This window comes from Janthinobacterium sp. JC611, from assembly GCF_018682595.1.
GTDB lineage: Bacteria > Pseudomonadota > Gammaproteobacteria > Burkholderiales > Burkholderiaceae_D > Janthinobacterium.
The window spans coordinates 1-14,926 of sequence record NZ_JAFLJN010000002.1; the positions used below are offsets into that span (position 1 = coordinate 1).

Annotated in this window: 12 protein-coding genes and 2 tRNA genes; 6 read left to right on the plus strand and 8 right to left on the minus strand. The window is 60.6% G+C overall.

The window, feature by feature from the left end; genetic code table 11:
• Positions 1-147: 147 nt before the first annotated feature.
• Together J0O65_RS02130 and acs are read right to left on the minus strand one after the other, a co-directional pair.
• Positions 148-238 (minus strand) — tRNA-Ser (locus tag J0O65_RS02130).
• A gap of 184 nt (positions 239-422) precedes the next feature.
• Positions 423-2,429: an acetate--CoA ligase gene (gene acs, locus J0O65_RS02135; RefSeq protein WP_215403679.1), complete on the minus strand. Its 2,007-nt coding sequence runs from the start codon at positions 2,427-2,429 to the stop codon at positions 423-425.
• A gap of 294 nt (positions 2,430-2,723) precedes the next feature.
• Here acs and J0O65_RS02140 point away from each other — a divergent pair, with 294 nt between their 5' ends.
• The 4 genes from J0O65_RS02140 to J0O65_RS02155 all read left to right on the plus strand — a co-directional run bounded on the left by J0O65_RS02140 (position 2,724) and on the right by J0O65_RS02155 (position 6,081).
• Complete coding sequence (locus J0O65_RS02140; protein WP_152253637.1) at positions 2,724-3,338, plus strand: YqhA family protein; 615 nt, start codon at positions 2,724-2,726, stop codon at positions 3,336-3,338.
• A gap of 79 nt (positions 3,339-3,417) precedes the next feature.
• Positions 3,418-4,959 (plus strand): fumarate hydratase, encoded by a 1,542-nt coding sequence (locus J0O65_RS02145; protein WP_215403681.1) that lies wholly within the window; start codon positions 3,418-3,420, stop codon positions 4,957-4,959.
• Positions 4,960-5,026: 67 nt separating this feature from the next.
• Entirely contained in the window at positions 5,027-5,872 is an 846-nt protein-coding gene (murI, locus tag J0O65_RS02150) for a glutamate racemase (protein ID WP_215403683.1), read from the plus strand.
• Between the two features lie 133 nt (positions 5,873-6,005).
• Positions 6,006-6,081, plus strand: a tRNA-His gene (locus tag J0O65_RS02155).
• A 144-nt stretch (positions 6,082-6,225) separates the two neighbouring features.
• Here the strand turns inward: J0O65_RS02155 and J0O65_RS02160 are convergent.
• Both J0O65_RS02160 and J0O65_RS02165 read right to left on the minus strand, forming a co-directional pair.
• On the minus strand, positions 6,226-6,702 hold the full coding sequence (locus tag J0O65_RS02160) for a hypothetical protein (RefSeq protein WP_215403685.1): 477 nt from the start codon (positions 6,700-6,702) through the stop codon (positions 6,226-6,228).
• 374 nt (positions 6,703-7,076) lie between these two features.
• A complete protein-coding gene (locus tag J0O65_RS02165) occupies positions 7,077-7,523 on the minus strand; it encodes a response regulator (RefSeq protein WP_215403687.1) in 447 nt (148 codons plus the stop codon).
• A gap of 287 nt (positions 7,524-7,810) precedes the next feature.
• On the opposite strand from J0O65_RS02165, the gene J0O65_RS02170 reads away from it, so the two are divergent.
• Together J0O65_RS02170 and J0O65_RS02175 are read left to right on the plus strand one after the other, a co-directional pair.
• Positions 7,811-9,931 carry a TonB-dependent receptor family protein gene (locus J0O65_RS02170; RefSeq protein ID WP_215403689.1) on the plus strand — a complete coding sequence of 707 codons (2,121 nt, stop codon included), beginning with the start codon at positions 7,811-7,813 and terminating at the stop codon, positions 9,929-9,931.
• Positions 9,932-10,171: 240 nt separating this feature from the next.
• Positions 10,172-10,621 (plus strand): hypothetical protein, encoded by a 450-nt coding sequence (locus tag J0O65_RS02175; protein WP_215403691.1) that lies wholly within the window; start codon positions 10,172-10,174, stop codon positions 10,619-10,621.
• A gap of 365 nt (positions 10,622-10,986) precedes the next feature.
• On the opposite strand, the gene J0O65_RS02180 is transcribed toward J0O65_RS02175, so the two are convergent.
• From J0O65_RS02180 to J0O65_RS02195, 4 genes are all read right to left on the minus strand, one after another.
• Positions 10,987-11,367 (minus strand): hypothetical protein, encoded by a 381-nt coding sequence (locus J0O65_RS02180; RefSeq protein ID WP_215403700.1) that lies wholly within the window; start codon positions 11,365-11,367, stop codon positions 10,987-10,989.
• Between the two features lie 161 nt (positions 11,368-11,528).
• Positions 11,529-12,101, minus strand: coding sequence for a hypothetical protein (locus J0O65_RS02185; RefSeq protein WP_215403702.1), 573 nt, complete (start codon positions 12,099-12,101; stop codon positions 11,529-11,531).
• 167 nt (positions 12,102-12,268) lie between these two features.
• The gene (locus tag J0O65_RS02190) at positions 12,269-12,595 is read right to left on the minus strand and encodes an energy transducer TonB (protein WP_139143398.1); all 327 of its coding nucleotides are present in this window, start codon (positions 12,593-12,595) and stop codon (positions 12,269-12,271) included.
• A gap of 81 nt (positions 12,596-12,676) precedes the next feature.
• Positions 12,677-14,416 (minus strand): methyl-accepting chemotaxis protein, encoded by a 1,740-nt coding sequence (locus J0O65_RS02195; protein WP_215403951.1) that lies wholly within the window; start codon positions 14,414-14,416, stop codon positions 12,677-12,679.
• Between the last annotated feature and the right edge of the window lie 510 nt (positions 14,417-14,926).

A 14,926-nucleotide genomic window follows, 5' to 3' on the forward strand; every position in this document is an offset into this window, starting at 1 on the left:
AGCGGCAGCAGTTGGTCGATTCGGAGAGGGCCGGGCCGGTAGGCCCGACCCTTCGAATCCCCCGCGCACGCCCCGCAGGGGGCGTGCTTCTCTCCGCGTACAGACGAAAAAAAAGCTACCCGAGGGTAGCTTTTTCTTTTTCGTCTGTGGCGGAGAGAGGGGGATTCGAACCCCCGATAGGCTATGAACCTATACACGCTTTCCAGGCGTGCGACTTCAACCACTCATCCACCTCTCCTGCAGGCAATGCGTCTACTTGCTCGCATTGCGTACTATTTCTCGCTTGTCGCGAAGCCGCAGATTATAGCAAAGATTCTACGGACTGCCAAAGTTATTTACCGTGGGGTAAAAGTTAAAGCGCACAGCGGCAAGCGGCAGCCCAACCGAGGCCATGGTCGGCCCCCGCAGGGACCGACCTTCCATTACGACGCTTCCTTCAACTGCTCCAGGATGGCCGGGTTTTCCAGGGTCGAGACGTCTTGCGTGATCGTCTCGCCCTTGGCCAGCACGCGCAGCAGGCGGCGCATGATTTTGCCGGAGCGGGTTTTGGGCAGGTTGTCGCCGAAGCGGATTTCCTTCGGCTTGGCGATCGGGCCGATTTCCTTGCCGACCCAGTTGCGCAGCTCCAGCGCCAGCTTCTTCGCTTCCTCGCCTGTCGGACGCGTTTGCTTGAGCACCACGAAGGCGCAGATCGATTCGCCCGTCGTGTCGTCCGGTCGGCCCACCACGGCCGCCTCGGCCACCAGCGGGTTGGCCACCAGCGCCGATTCGATTTCCATCGTGCCCATGCGGTGGCCCGACACGTTCAAGACGTCATCGATGCGGCCCGTGATGGTGAAGTAGCCCGTTTCCTTGTTGCGGATGGCGCCGTCGCCTGCCAGGTACATCTTGCCGCCCAGCTCTTCCGGGAAATAGCTGGACTTGAAACGGTCCGGATTGTTCCAGATCGTGCGGATCATCGATGGCCATGGGCGCTTCACCACCAGAATGCCTCCCTGGCCGTTCGGCACGTCCTGGCCCGCTTCGTCGACGATGGCGGCCATGATGCCTGGCAATGGCAGGGTGCAGGAACCGGGGACCATCGGCGTGGCGCCCGGCAGCGGGGTGATCATGTGGCCGCCTGTCTCCGTTTGCCAGAAGGTATCGACGATCGGGCACTTCTCGCCGCCGATGTGCTTGTAGTACCACATCCACGCTTCTGGATTGATCGGCTCGCCGACCGTGCCCAGCAGGCGCAAGCTGGTCAGGTCGTAGTTGCTTGGGTGGACTTTCGGGTCCACGTCGGCCGCCTTGATCAGCGAACGGATGGCCGTTGGCGCCGTGTAGAAGATGCTGACGTTGTGCTTCTTGATGGTTTCCCAGAAACGGCCCGCGTTCGGGTAGGTCGGGATGCCTTCGAACACCACTTGCGTGGCGCCTACGGCCATCGGGCCATACGCGATGTAGCTGTGGCCCGTCACCCAGCCGATGTCGGCCGTGCACCAGAACACGTCGTTCGGTTTGATGTCAAAGCTCCATTTCATCGTCAGCGCGGCCCACAGCAGGTAGCCGCCGCTCGAGTGCTGCACGCCCTTCGGCGTGCCCGTCGAACCGGAGGTATACAAGATGAACAATGGATGCTCGGCATCGACCCATTCCGGCTCGCATTGCGCGCTCTGGCCTTCGACCAGCTCGTGCAACCACGTGTCGCGGCCGGCCACCATCGGCAAGTCGCTGCCCGTGCGTTTGTAGACGATGACGTTTTTCACGCAATCGCAGCCGCCCAGCGCCAGCGCTTCGTCGACGATGGATTTCAACGGCAGCTTTTTGCCGCCGCGCAATTGCTCGTCGCCCGTGATGACGGCCACGGCGCCCGCGTCGATGATGCGTTCCTGCAGGGATTTCGCCGAGAAGCCGCCGAAGACGACCGAGTGGGTGGCGCCGATGCGCGCGCAGGCTTGCATGGCGGCCACGCCTTCGACGGACATCGACATGTAGATGATGACGCGGTCGCCCTTGGCGATACCCTTGGATTTCAGGCCGTTGGCGAACTTGCAGACTTTTTCATGCAGCTCTTTATAGCTTGCCTTGGTGACGGTGCCGTCGTCCGCTTCGAAGATGATGGCCGTCTTGTCGCCCAGGCCGTTTTCGATGTTGCGGTCCAGGCAGTTGTACGACACGTTCAGCTGGCCGTCTTCGAACCATTTGTAGAATGGGGCGTTGTCTTCGTTCAGGGTGCGGGTAAACGGCTTTTTCCAGCTCAGGTTTTCGCGCGCCAGCCTGGCCCAGAAGCCTTCGTAGTCGCGTTCGGCATCGGCCACCATGGCGCGGTAGGCGTCCATGCCGGAAATCGTTGCCTGTGCGGCAAACGCCGCCGACGGTTCAAATATGCGCGACTCTTCTGGTCCCTGCTGCTGTGTGCCCTGCCCTTGGTTCTCTGTACCGGCCATGCTAGTCTCCAGTGTAGTAATTGTTTGCTAACACAATATTCCTGCTGTCTTACGGACGCCTTACAGTCGGCGTTTTCCCCGATCAATTCTAACCATAATCGCCACAGGCGATGGGCGTCAAGCGTACGCCGCCCAGCATTCTGGATGGAAAAACTGAGAGCAAGTCAATTAGTTGACGTCGCTTTGTGTTTCATCAAGGCCAAGAATCCGGATCGAGGGCATGCGCAGTGATCAGCAGCAAGTGTAAAATGTCGGGCATACCAAAAATTGGTATTTACCCCCAGGAAACTCCAGATGATCGACCACTCACAAAAGCCCTCACATAGCAAACTGCATCCCCTGTCCGCCTTCATCTTCATGTCGCGCTGGCTGCAGCTGCCGCTGTACCTGGGCCTGATCCTCGCGCAATGCGTTTATGTATTTCACTTCTGGGTGGAACTGTCGGACCTGATCGGCGCCGTGTTCGGCAATGACGCGGCCCTGCAGCACGTCTTGACGGCCGTGGCCGTACCAGGCGGCGCCCTGCCGACCAAGCTCAATGAAGCGACCATCATGCTGGTGGTGCTGGGCTTGATCGACGTGGTCATGATCTCGAATCTGTTGATCATGGTCATCATCGGCGGCTACGAAACGTTTGTGTCGCGCATGCACCTCGATGACCACCCGGACCAGCCGGAATGGCTGTCGCATGTGAATGCGTCCGTGCTGAAGACGAAACTGGCGATGGCCATCATCGGCATCTCGTCCATCCACCTGCTGAAGACCTTCATCAACGCCAACTCGTACAAGATCGAAGTGATCATCGCGCAAACGGTGATCCACATGGTCTTCATCCTGTCGGCGATGGCGATTGCGTACACGGACCGCATCATGACCGTGACGCAAAACCAGGCCAGAGCACCACATTAAAAAAAAGCCCATGGCTGCCAGCGGCGGCCATGGGCTTTCAGCAAAGAGTCCTACCCTTCTTATCCACCGCGAGAACACCATGACTGTCATAAAGCAAGAAGACCTGATCGAATCCGTCGCCGCAGCGTTGCAGTACATTAGCTACTACCACCCTGCTGATTACATCGAGCACCTGGCGCGCGCCTACGCGGCCGAGCAAAGCCCGGCGGCAAAAGATGCGATCGCGCAAATCCTGACCAATTCGCGCATGTGCGCGGAAGGCAAGCGTCCGATCTGCCAGGACACGGGCATCGTCAATGTCTTCCTGAAAATCGGCATGGGCGTGCGCTTCGAAGGTTTCAGCGGCACCGTCACCGACGCCGTCAACGAAGGCGTGCGCCGCGCGTACAACTTCGACGACAACAAGCTGCGCGCCTCCATCGTGGCCGATCCGCATTTCGACCGCAAGAACACCAAGGACAACACGCCAGCCGTCGTGCACATGGAACTGGTCGAAGGCAATACCGTCGACGTGAAAGTCGCTGCCAAGGGCGGCGGCTCGGAAAACAAGTCGAAGATGATCATGATGAACCCGTCCGACTCGCTGGTGGACTGGGTCATGAAGACCGTGCCGACCATGGGCGCCGGCTGGTGCCCGCCGGGCATGCTGGGCATCGGCATCGGCGGCACGGCCGAAAAAGCCATGCTGATGGCAAAAGAGGTGTTGATGGAAGACATCGACATGTTTGAGCTGAAACAACGCGGCCCGCAGAACAAGCTGGAAGAACTGCGTATCGAGCTGTGCGACAAGATCAACTCGCTGGGCATCGGCGCGCAAGGCCTGGGCGGCCTGACGACCGTGCTCGACGTGAAAATCATGATGCACCCGACGCACGCCGCCTCGAAGCCGGTCGCCATGATCCCGAACTGCGCCGCCACGCGCCACGGCCACTTCGTGCTGGACGGCTCGGGCCCCGCCTACATGACGCCGCCATCGCTGTCGTCGTGGCCGGAAGTGCACTGGACGCCAGACACGGAAAAATCCAGGCGCGTCGACCTGAACACCCTGACGAAGGAAGAAGTCGCTTCGTGGACGCCGGGCCAGACCTTGCTGTTGAACGGCAAGATGCTGACGGGCCGCGACGCGGCGCACAAGCGCATCCAGGACATGCTGGCCCGTGGCGAAGAGTTGCCGGTCGACTTCAAGAACCGCGTGATCTATTACGTCGGCCCGGTCGACCCGGTGCGTGACGAAGTGGTCGGCCCGGCCGGTCCGACGACCGCCACGCGCATGGACAAGTTCACCGACATGATGCTGGAAAAGACGGGCCTGATCGCCATGATCGGCAAGGCCGAGCGCGGCCCGGTCGCCATCGAATCGATCCAGAAGCACCAGTCGGCCTACCTGATGGCCGTGGGCGGTTCCGCCTACCTGGTGTCGAAAGCCATCAAGGGCGCGAAAGTGCTGGGCTTTGCCGACATGGGCATGGAAGCGATCTACGAATTCGACGTCGTCGACATGCCGGTGACGGTGGCCGTGGACTCGAAAGGCACCTCGGTGCACAACACGGGTCCGAAAGAGTGGCAGGCGAAGATCGAGCAACTCAATAGCGTCAGCAAGATTCCCGTGACGGTTGCTTAAACAGGCTCTACCATGAACGCCGCGCGGCCACATCAGCGCGGCGTTTTTTTATCTACTTCGGCTTTATATGACTTCTATTGCAAGCACTGCCCGCCCGGACGCGCCCATCGGCATCTTTGACTCCGGCGTGGGCGGCCTGTCGGTGCTGCGCCATATCCGCGCGCAGCTGCCGCAGGAAGACCTGATGTACTTTGCCGATTCCGGCTACGCCCCGTATGGCGACAAGACGGAACAGCAAGTGGTCGACCGTTCGCTGGCGATCACCGCCTTCTTGTTGCAGCAAGGCGCGAAGGCGCTGGTGGTGGCGTGCAACACGGCCACCATCGCCGCCATCAAGGCGCTGCGCGCGCGCTATCCCGACCTGCCCATCGTCGGCGTCGAGCCGGGCTTGAAACCGGCGGCAAGTATCAGCCGCAACGGCAAGATCGCCGTGCTGGCCACGGAACGCGCCTTGCGCGGCGACAAGCTGCTGGCCCTGCGCGAGCAGGTAAGCGCCGCCACGGGCGCCACGTTCATCTTGCAGCCGTGCATCGGCCTGGCCGACCGCATCGAGCAGTGCGAGCTGGGCACCGATCCGCAGGACGCCACCAGCACCATGCTGGAACGCTACATCGCCCCCATGCTGGAACAAGGCGTCGACACCCTGGTGCTCGGCTGCACGCACTACCCCTTCGTGCAGGACGCCATCACCCGCACGGTGCGCGCGCATACGCAGGAAACGATCACCCTGGTGGACACGGGCGACGCCGTGGCGCGCCAGCTGGCCCGTTTGCTCGATGCCGCCGGCTTGCGCCGCATCAGCAACGACGCGCCGCGGCTGCAAGGCTACACGACGGCCAAAGTCGAGTCCCTGGCGAAAGCCTTCGCCGGTTTGCTGGACTTGCACCCGCCCGTGGAACACCTGTCCGTATGAGCGAAAACAGCCGTTTTCAAGCAATCTTTCGATTCTTTAAAAAAGACTGCATTTAGATTTGCCACTTTGCCGAGTTCTTTGTATAATTCGGCACCTGTTCAGCAAAACAGCTAAACAGGCAAGTAAGACAGTGGTGGCTGTAGCTCAGTTGGTAGAGTCCAGGATTGTGATTCCTGTTGTCGTGGGTTCGAGCCCCATCAGCCACCCCACAGAATTAGTGGTAAATAAAAAGGGTTACATGCTTCGGCTTGTGACCCTTTTTTGTTTTCAGGATAATTCATTGCGAGCATCATTGCACATGTTAATGACAGGCAGCCGAGACTGCCCGTAAGCCCGCACAGGGTCACCGGATTTTACGATTTCGCCACCAGCGCAGGGTGCTGCGCATCGACACAATAACCATTCCAGTACACTTCCTCGAACGAAGTCAGGGAAATCCCTTTTCTTGACGCCTCTTTGTCCTGCATGCTGGCCTCATCCATCTCGACAATATACGTGTCAAAGGTGTTGAGCTTTTCATTATCGGCACTGACGGAAACAAAACGCGTGCCGCCGGTATATGCCCCGAAGCCATTCTTGCCGTCAACGATACCGCACACGATGATTTCCATCGTTTCGCTATCCTTGCGCTTGTGAACGAGATACGAGGAGCGGATCACCGTCGAATCGGGATCTTTCATTTTCGCCTTCAATGCCTTGAGGGCATCGTCCTTCGCCCAGCCATCGGGTCCAGCCATCTTGTTACGCACATAATAACCTGCAGCCATTAGCGATGGCACGCCAATAACAAGCACCACCACAGCAATAAGCAACCACTTCAGAATTTTCATACCCACCCTTCAAAGACCAACATCAGAGAATGCACCGGCAGTGCAAATACACTGCCAGCGAGCAATAAAACTATCGCATGATCTTTTGGATATGTATGAATGTCAACTTCCAAAAATCCCCGCTATTCGTACACCAAGTTTGGCCAGCTTGCTCACGGCACCAGAATCGCATGGAGCCAATAGCAACACGTTAAGAACAAGAATTGTGCGAACGCAACGAGAAACACTCGACGCGGAGGACGTGCTTATGCTTGCGCACAGCATAGGGAGACAATCCCGGCACCTGCGGGACAGAGTGCTTTCGTGCAAGCGGGGCAGCTTAACCCAGGCAGGTAAGCAAAGGCTCGCCAGGCGGTGCTTGATGACGCGAAACCCTACCCCGCCAGCACCGACTGCACCGTCGTCGCCAGGTCTTCCAGCCGCACGGGTTTGACGAGAAAGTGGCGGAAGCCGACGGCCAGCGCGTCGTCCATGTACATGGGCAGGCTGTGGCCGGTGACGGCGATCAGCACGGCGTTGGCCGTTTCGGGATTGTGGTGCAGGCGGCGGCCGATTTCGATGCCGCTGATGCCGGGCATCTCGATATCGAGGTAGACGGCGTCGGGCACGCATAGCTTGACTTGCTCGACGGCCATCTGCCAATTGCGCACCACCACCGCATGGTGGCCCAGCGCTTCGAGCAGCATGGCCAGCGATTCGCCCACTTCCTGGTTGTCGTCGACCACCAGCAGATTGAGTTTGCGCGCAGCACGTGCCGGCTGGCCGCCCTGGCGGCGTTCCACGGGGGGATTGCCTGGTGTCGTTTCAGTTGTCTGGCTCATTGTACGTTCACGTCTGACGGCTGCAAAAACGGGAGTATACAAGAAGCACGCAGAATGCCGCCGCACCCGAGCAATGGTGCCAAGCGGCAATCGAAGTCGCCCGCTGTACCGTGTCAGCAACACTTGCCTGCTTCTCACAAGCAAAGCCGGCACTACGCAGTGTTCGCAATTGACGGATAAAATGAGAATCATTATCATTCTTATCCCCTTGCGCCGGATGTCCACGCCACGATGTTGTCGCGCCGCCCGATTGCCCGCGCAACCATCGTCATTACGGAGATCCATGCATGGCCGCCACACCTTCCCCACTGTCCTTGTCGCTGCGCCCGTGCGCGCTGGCCATCGCCCTCGCCTGCCTGGGCGCTCCACTTGCCGTGCAGGCACAGGAAGCCAGTGCGCCCAACACGGCCGATAACGCCGGCCCCATCCTGGAATCCATCCAGGTCAGCAGCAACCTGCTGGGCACCAGCATGGCCGCCAGCACGAAGAATTTCGCGGGCGCCCGCACGGTGGTGCAAAAGGACGATATCGACAACGCGGGCGCGTCCAGCCTCAGCGACGTGATGCGCCGCATTCCCGGCGTGCAGATCAGCGACAACTCGGGCAGCGCCGGCAGCGCCATCTCCCTGAATATCGGCGTGCGCGGCCTGGCCGGGCGCTATTCGCCGCGCAGCACGGTCTTGCTCGATGGCATCCCGATGTCGGTCGCGCCCTATGGCCAGCCGCAACTGTCGTTCGCACCCGTCAGCCTGGCCAATGTCGAGACGGTCGACGTGGTGCGCGGCGGCGGCGCCGTGCGCTTCGGCCCGCAAAACGTGGGCGGCATCATCAACTTCAAGACGCGCCGCGTGCCCACCACGCCAGGCGTCACGGGCGACGCCAGCGTGCGCTACAACTCGTACAGCGAAGTGGGCCACAACACGCAGGCCAGCGTCTTCGCCGGCACCCAGCTCGACAGTGGCCTGGGCCTGGCGGTGCTGTATTCGGGCATCCGCGGCAGCGACTGGCGCGTCGGCAGCGACGAGAAGGTCAACGACTTCGCCCTCAAATTCCGCTACGACCTGAGCCCGACAGCCGAGGTGTACGGCAAGCTGTCCTACTACGACGTGACGTCGCGCACACCGGGTGGCCTGACCGCCGCGCAATACAAGCAGGACCCGTTCCAGAACACGCGCCCGACCGACTTCTGGAGCGGCGAGCGCAAGGCCTTCGACATCGGCTACCTGAATGCCATTTCCGGCACGCAGGAATTCGAGGTGCGCGCCTATTACAACAAGAGCTCGCGCGAAAGCACCTTGATCAGCGCCAATCTGAAAGGCCTGGGGCATCAGCCGCGCAACTATGAAACGATGGCCATCGAGCCGCGCTATACGCAGCGTTTTATTACCGGCAAGGTATCGCAGGACGTCACCGTCGGCTACCGCTACCTGGCCGAACGGGCCGACGAGGCCATCTACAACGTGGTCATCGCCAGCGGCGTGCGGCAGGCGCCGACGCGCTACGCCGACAATGCCACCGATGCCCAGGCCGTGTATATCGACGACAAGATCGCCATCGACGCATGGCGCATCACGCCCGGCGTGCGCTACGAGCACATCAAGACGGTGCGCTACAACCACTTGCCGACCGACCAACAAATCGAGTTGCTCAACAACAAGGCTCTGCCTTCGCTGAACGTGGCTTACTTGCTCAACAACAACGTCACCCTGTTCGGCAACTACAACAGCTCGTTTGGCGCCGTGCAAAATACGCAGCTCAATGCGCAGTCAAGCAAGAACGCGCTGCAGCCGGAACTGGCAAAAACCGCCGAGCTGGGCGCGCGCTGGAAGAGCGGCCAGCTGGCGGCCGAAGCAACCTTGTTCAACATCAAGTTCGACAACCAGATCCAGTCCGTCGGCAGCGGCGAGAACGCCGTCTTCTACAACGTGGGCGCCACGCATCACCGGGGTCTGGAATCGGCCATCGACTACCATTTCGACCAATCCGGCCCGCTGGCCGGCTTGCACGCCTACGCCACCTACACTTACACCAAGGCGACCTTGCAGGATGGCGCGAACGCGGGCAATGACGTACCCTTCTATTCACGCACCACGGACACCGTCGGCGCCCACTACCAGCTGGGCGCCTGGGGCTTCGACCTGTCGAGCAGCCACCAGAGCCGCCAGTTCGCCGATGAAACCAACACCGTGGCGGAAAACGCAGCCGGCAACCTGGGCGTGATTCCGGGCTTCCGCACCTGGAACACGCAAGTGAAATGGAAAGTGCCGGGCCAGAACGGCCTGGAGCTGGTCGCCGGCGTCAACAACCTCGCCGACAAGCGCTACTTCACGCGCACCTCGGACGGCAACCTGGGCAAGATGGTGGGTGCGCCACGCATGCTCTACCTGCAGGGCCGCCTGGCATTTTAAGTGGGTTGCAGTGCACGCTAGGCGGAACGATGTTTCTCATGGACAAGCGGGTGGATTAGATTGGGAAATGTTGCCAAGAAGAATTAAATTGGCGCTACAATAGTGGGGTATCAAGCAATGCCAAGCATCGCTCCGCCAGGGCCCCTACCCCGCCCTGATCATCAGCACGCATTTTTTGAACAGGATGACTGGCGCCGCCGGGCCCGCTTGCGCTCCCGGCACGGCCACCACACACGCACCATGTCCGCAGAAAAAAACATCACCGAAACGAGTTCCTACGGCAAAGAAACCCCCGTGGGACGTCCCGACATCGACGGCCGCGCCGGCATTTTCGTGCCCACGGCGGAATTTGACATCGACAACACCACCACCATCCGCAAGGGCGCGGGCATTGTCGGCTTCGGCAACCTCGACGGCACCCTGACCGTGTATTTCGAAGCGAACCGCTTCGACGAAAGCAATCTGCACAAGTGGGAACACAAGGCGCGCAAGGCGTATGACCGCATGGTCATGGGCGCGCCCACGGTGTCGAAGGCGAAAATCGATGCGCGCATGCTGGAACAGGTCGGCATCATCGATGGCATGGGCATCAGTCTCAAGCACCCGGAACGGCTGACGCAGTGGCTGGCGATCTCGAACGTGCCGGACACGGCGCCGGAAGAGCCGGTGGTGCGCTGGAAAAACCGCTAAGCGGCGGGAGAGCGAGGCGGCACCCCAGGCACGAGGTGTTGTCCTACATCGTGGCGGACATTCATCCGATGCCCAAAAGCATTAATTCAACCTAAGATGAAAGCCTGACCACACCGCATACTACTCAGGAGTACGACATGTCCCGCCTCATCCCGATCAGCTTTGGCGCCTTGCAAATAGGTCTGGCAGCGGCGGCGATGTACATCCTGTGCTCGGCGGACGTGCTGCACCAGGGTTCGGTCTACTTCCACTGAGTTCCACTGATTCCGCACCCCGGCGCCGCGCGCCAATGACGATGCGCGCCGGGCTTCGCATGTCACGAAGCACGGCGCGCATTCTCACGCCAGTTGACCCATCTCCGGCGTCTAGCGGCGGCCGTGGTAGCGTCCATGCCCGCCCCAGCCGCCACGGTGTCCACCGTAGCGCCCAAAGCCAAACACGAAGTCCAGCCCGATCGATACGGGTGGATTGTAATAATACGGTTGCGGCGCGTACACGGGCGCCGGCACATACACGGGCTGCTGCACGTACACAGGCTGCTGCACATACACGGGTTCATTCGTGTATTCCACGCGCGGCGCGCTCATCACGCGCCCCGACTGCACCGGCTCGGAAGAGACCGTATGCCATTCATAGGGATTGTAGGCCCCCTGTGGCGCGCGCGAACCGTAATACGCGGGACCGGGCGGCGCCACGGCGCAGCCACCCAGGGCGGCCAGCGACATTACTGCCAACAGGGTTTTCATTGCCATTCTCCTTGAGTACCAATTCTATGCACTACCTTAATTAAGTACTATAAGAAATTACGCCGAGCTTTGCTGCGCTTTTACCTATTGTTACACCCCGACGCACGCCGCAACATGCAGTGTCGCAAAGCAGCCACAAGCGGCGTGCGCGGCATGTTTCCTCAGATAAATGGAATCGCGCACGCATCGATGGCCTTGCCGGCCGCATCGTAACGCTGCACGCACACCTGGTAGCGCACGCCGTAATCGAGCTCGACCTGTTCGACCTTGCCATACTTCAATTTCCAGTCGGGCCGCACCTGTTGCCGGCCAGCCAGCGCGGCCACGTCCTGCGGAATCGCCATCGCCGTCTGCGTCTCGCCCTGGCGCGCATCCTGGCGCCGCGCCACGTCCATCGATACGCTCACGGCCAGGTCCACGCCCCCATCCACATAGTGCAAAGTGGGCGCGCCGCGCTGCGCCCGCAGCACGCCCCAGGCGCAAGCCTTGCCGCCCGCCTCGCATTGCTTCAGCTGCGCCAGCGGAAAATATTCAGGGGCGATCTTGCCATCCTTGATGGGCCAACTGGTGCGCACGCCGTCGCGCTTGCCCGTCAGGGGATTGTCCCAGCTCAGGCTATTGACGACGGCGACGGTCTGCCCCGCCTGCAAGCCCACGGGCGTGCCCAGCGATGCGCAGGCGGAAAGCAGCAAGCCGGTGGCGGCCAGGAAGGAAAGTGTCAGGATGCGCTGCATGGTAGGCCTCTTGTGGTGGGAGATCCCGAAGGTATGTTTCGAGGGTAACAGAATCGGCGGCGACAGTGCCGTTGGCTGGCGCACATAACAGTACGGGCGGCACCCTTGCAGGCGCCGCCCGTAGCGGAGAGCTCATGCCGGGAGCCAGGCTCCCGGCGCGACCTGGATCAGTCCAGCTTCCAGGCGTAGTCGACCTTGGTCCAGGTTTGCGCCGCGGCGCCATCCTTGGTGCCCGGCTTGAACTTGCACGCGGACAGGGCCTTGATGGCGGCCTTGTCCAGGTTCTTGAAGCCGCTGCTCTTCTCGACTTTCGAATCGGCAACGCTACCATCGGCATTGACCAGGAAGGACATCGACACGGTGCCCTGCTCTTCGTTCATCAGCGAGGCTTTCGGATAGTCGGCCTTGCAGTTCTTGGCATCGAACGACGCCGGCACCTCGGCAGCGAAGGCCGCAGAAGAAACGGACACCAGCAAGGCTGCTGCAACACTCATCAAACGCTTATTCTCAAACATGTGCTTCCCCATGATTATCAGATACGGTAATTACAATTTCCTGTGCGCTGTTGGCCGCGCTTAAAACTCTTCCCAATCGTCATTGCTGCCGGCGCCTGCCGCCTTGCGTGGCGCAGGAGCGGCCACGGGAGCGGCTGCTTCCGTCTTGCGCGTCAGCGACTTCACCGGGCGCAAGGCCGGCGCCGGCTTGCGCGCGGCCACGGGGGTGCTGGCCACGGGAGCCGGCACATACGCTGCCGGTTTCTCTTCGCCTTCGACCAGTTTGAAGATGCTGACCACGTGGGCCAGTTCGGCCGCCTGGTCCTGCAAGCTTTGCGCCGCGGCGGCCGCCTGTTCCACCAGGGCCGCATTCTGCTGCGTCATGCCATCCATCTCGATGATCGACAGGTTGACTTGTTCGATGCCGGCGCTTTGTTCCTGGCTGGCACTGGCGATCTCGCTCATGATGTCGGTCACGCGGCGCACGCTGTCGACCACTTCGCCCATCGTCACGCCGGCCTGGCCCACCAGGCGCGTGCCGCGTTCCGTCTTCTCGGCCGAATCGTCGATGAGGATCTTGATTTCCTTCGCCGCGCCAGCGGAACGCTGGGCCAGGTTGCGCACTTCCGACGCCACCACGGCAAAGCCGCGGCCTTGCTCGCCGGCACGTGCCGCTTCCACGGCCGCGTTCAGCGCCAGGATGTTGGTCTGGAAGGCGATGCCATCGATGACGCCGATGATGTCGACAATTTTCTTCGCCGACTCATTGATCGAGCTCATGGTGTCAACCACTTGCGACACCACGGAGCCGCCCTTCAGGGCCACGTCCGAGGCCGTGGCGGCCAGCTTGTTGGCTTCGCGCGCATTGTCCGCATTCTGTTTCACTGTCGAGGTCAGCTCTTCCATGGCCGACGCCGTTTTTTCCAGCGCGCTGGCCTGCATTTCCGTGCGCGACGACAGGTCGATATTGCCGTCGGCGATCTCGCGCGACGCCGTGCCGATGGTTTCCGTACCGACGCGCACCTGGCCGACGATGCCCACCAGGCTGTTGCGCATTTCCTTCATTTCCGCCAGCAGGCTGGACGTATCGGAAGGCTGGGTGTGGATGCCGATCGACAGGTCGCCATTGGCGATGCTGCCGGCGATCGATGCCGTGTAGTCCGGCTCGCCGCCCAGCTGTTTCAGCAGGCCGCGGGTGATCACCAGTGCCGCCGCCACGCCCATCGCCACGGCCAGTACGCCGAGGATGATCATGAACAGGCGCGCGCTGTCGAAGGCCTTGCGGGCATCCGATTGCATCTGCTCATTGAGCTTGTCTTCCAGCACGGCCAGCTGCTCCAGCGCCTCCATCCATTTTTTCTGTACCGGACGGATTTCCTTGATCATCACGCGCGTGGCGCCTTCCGCATCGTTGGCCATCCACAGGGCCGAGGCCTTGGCGATGGCCGGCATGGCGGCCGCTTCATATTCCTTGATCGAGGTCAGCAAGGCTTTTTCTTCAGGAGTCGACTCGACGGCGAATTTCTCTTCGAGCTTCTTCTGCGTTTCCTGATAGGTCGCCGTTTGCGTCTTGATACGCGCCATTTCCGGCTCCATATCGCTCGCGTCGGTCATCAGGGTCAGGATGCGCAGCGAGGTGATGCGGTCGCTGACGTTGCCACGCATGTCGATCACCAGGCGGGTGACGACGTTGTTGACATTGATCACGTGATCGAGACGTTCCTGGATTTGCGCCATGCGCGCGATGCCGAGGACGGTCACGGCCACCAGCAGAACCAGTACCAGGGCGAAACCCAGGCCCAGGCGGGTACCAACCTTCATTTTTGCTAAATTCATTTCGGCTCTTCGTAAATGAAACTATTGATAAGGATTTTGCCCGGCACGACAAGACGAAGGCTGCGCAACACCGGTATCCGCCCTTAGCCATTGGTATGCTGGCGGTATCCGGCCGCACGCAGCCTGGGGTACTTCCTGATCCACTACAGCCCTGAAAACGCCAGTGACTGCGAATGCAAATTTGTTCCACATACTGAAAGTTTGACACCGTTGATGTGAGATCAACATCAAACATTCATATGAGAAATATTTGTCTATAATCAATTATAGGTGTAAATTTTGCCTCAAAGCAAGCAATAAGTACCTGAATAAATGGCTGATTAACTTTCTTCGGGGAAATGACAACAACGCCGATTCTTGCCTCTTAGAAATGCCCCATGGCAGTGCGGGCGTGCGCCGAAACAGCGCATTTACAACACATGGCATAGTCATATGACATCGTTTTTCAGGGGCTGGCAAAGGAAGGGGCAAGGCGGGCAATACCACTACGCAGGG

What these genes read in the sequence shown, in the direction of transcription:
- J0O65_RS02145 (WP_215403681.1), top strand. Translation starts at nt 3,418, where the DNA reads ATGACTGTCATAAAGCAAGAAGACCTGATCGAATCCGTCGCCGCAGCG.
- J0O65_RS02140 (WP_152253637.1), top strand. Translation starts at nt 2,724, where the DNA reads ATGATCGACCACTCACAAAAGCCCTCACATAGCAAACTGCATCCCCTG.
- J0O65_RS02165 (WP_215403687.1), bottom strand. Translation starts at nt 7,523, where the DNA reads ATGAGCCAGACAACTGAAACGACACCAGGCAATCCCCCCGTGGAACGC.
- J0O65_RS02190 (WP_139143398.1), bottom strand. Translation starts at nt 12,595, where the DNA reads ATGAGTGTTGCAGCAGCCTTGCTGGTGTCCGTTTCTTCTGCGGCCTTC.
- J0O65_RS02195 (WP_215403951.1), bottom strand. Translation starts at nt 14,416, where the DNA reads ATGAAGGTTGGTACCCGCCTGGGCCTGGGTTTCGCCCTGGTACTGGTT.
- J0O65_RS02180 (WP_215403700.1), bottom strand. Translation starts at nt 11,367, where the DNA reads ATGAAAACCCTGTTGGCAGTAATGTCGCTGGCCGCCCTGGGTGGCTGC.
- J0O65_RS02175 (WP_215403691.1), top strand. Translation starts at nt 10,172, where the DNA reads ATGTCCGCAGAAAAAAACATCACCGAAACGAGTTCCTACGGCAAAGAA.
- murI (WP_215403683.1), top strand. Translation starts at nt 5,027, where the DNA reads ATGACTTCTATTGCAAGCACTGCCCGCCCGGACGCGCCCATCGGCATC.
- J0O65_RS02170 (WP_215403689.1), top strand. Translation starts at nt 7,811, where the DNA reads ATGGCCGCCACACCTTCCCCACTGTCCTTGTCGCTGCGCCCGTGCGCG.
- J0O65_RS02160 (WP_215403685.1), bottom strand. Translation starts at nt 6,702, where the DNA reads ATGAAAATTCTGAAGTGGTTGCTTATTGCTGTGGTGGTGCTTGTTATT.
- acs (WP_215403679.1), bottom strand. Translation starts at nt 2,429, where the DNA reads ATGGCCGGTACAGAGAACCAAGGGCAGGGCACACAGCAGCAGGGACCA.
- J0O65_RS02185 (WP_215403702.1), bottom strand. Translation starts at nt 12,101, where the DNA reads ATGCAGCGCATCCTGACACTTTCCTTCCTGGCCGCCACCGGCTTGCTG.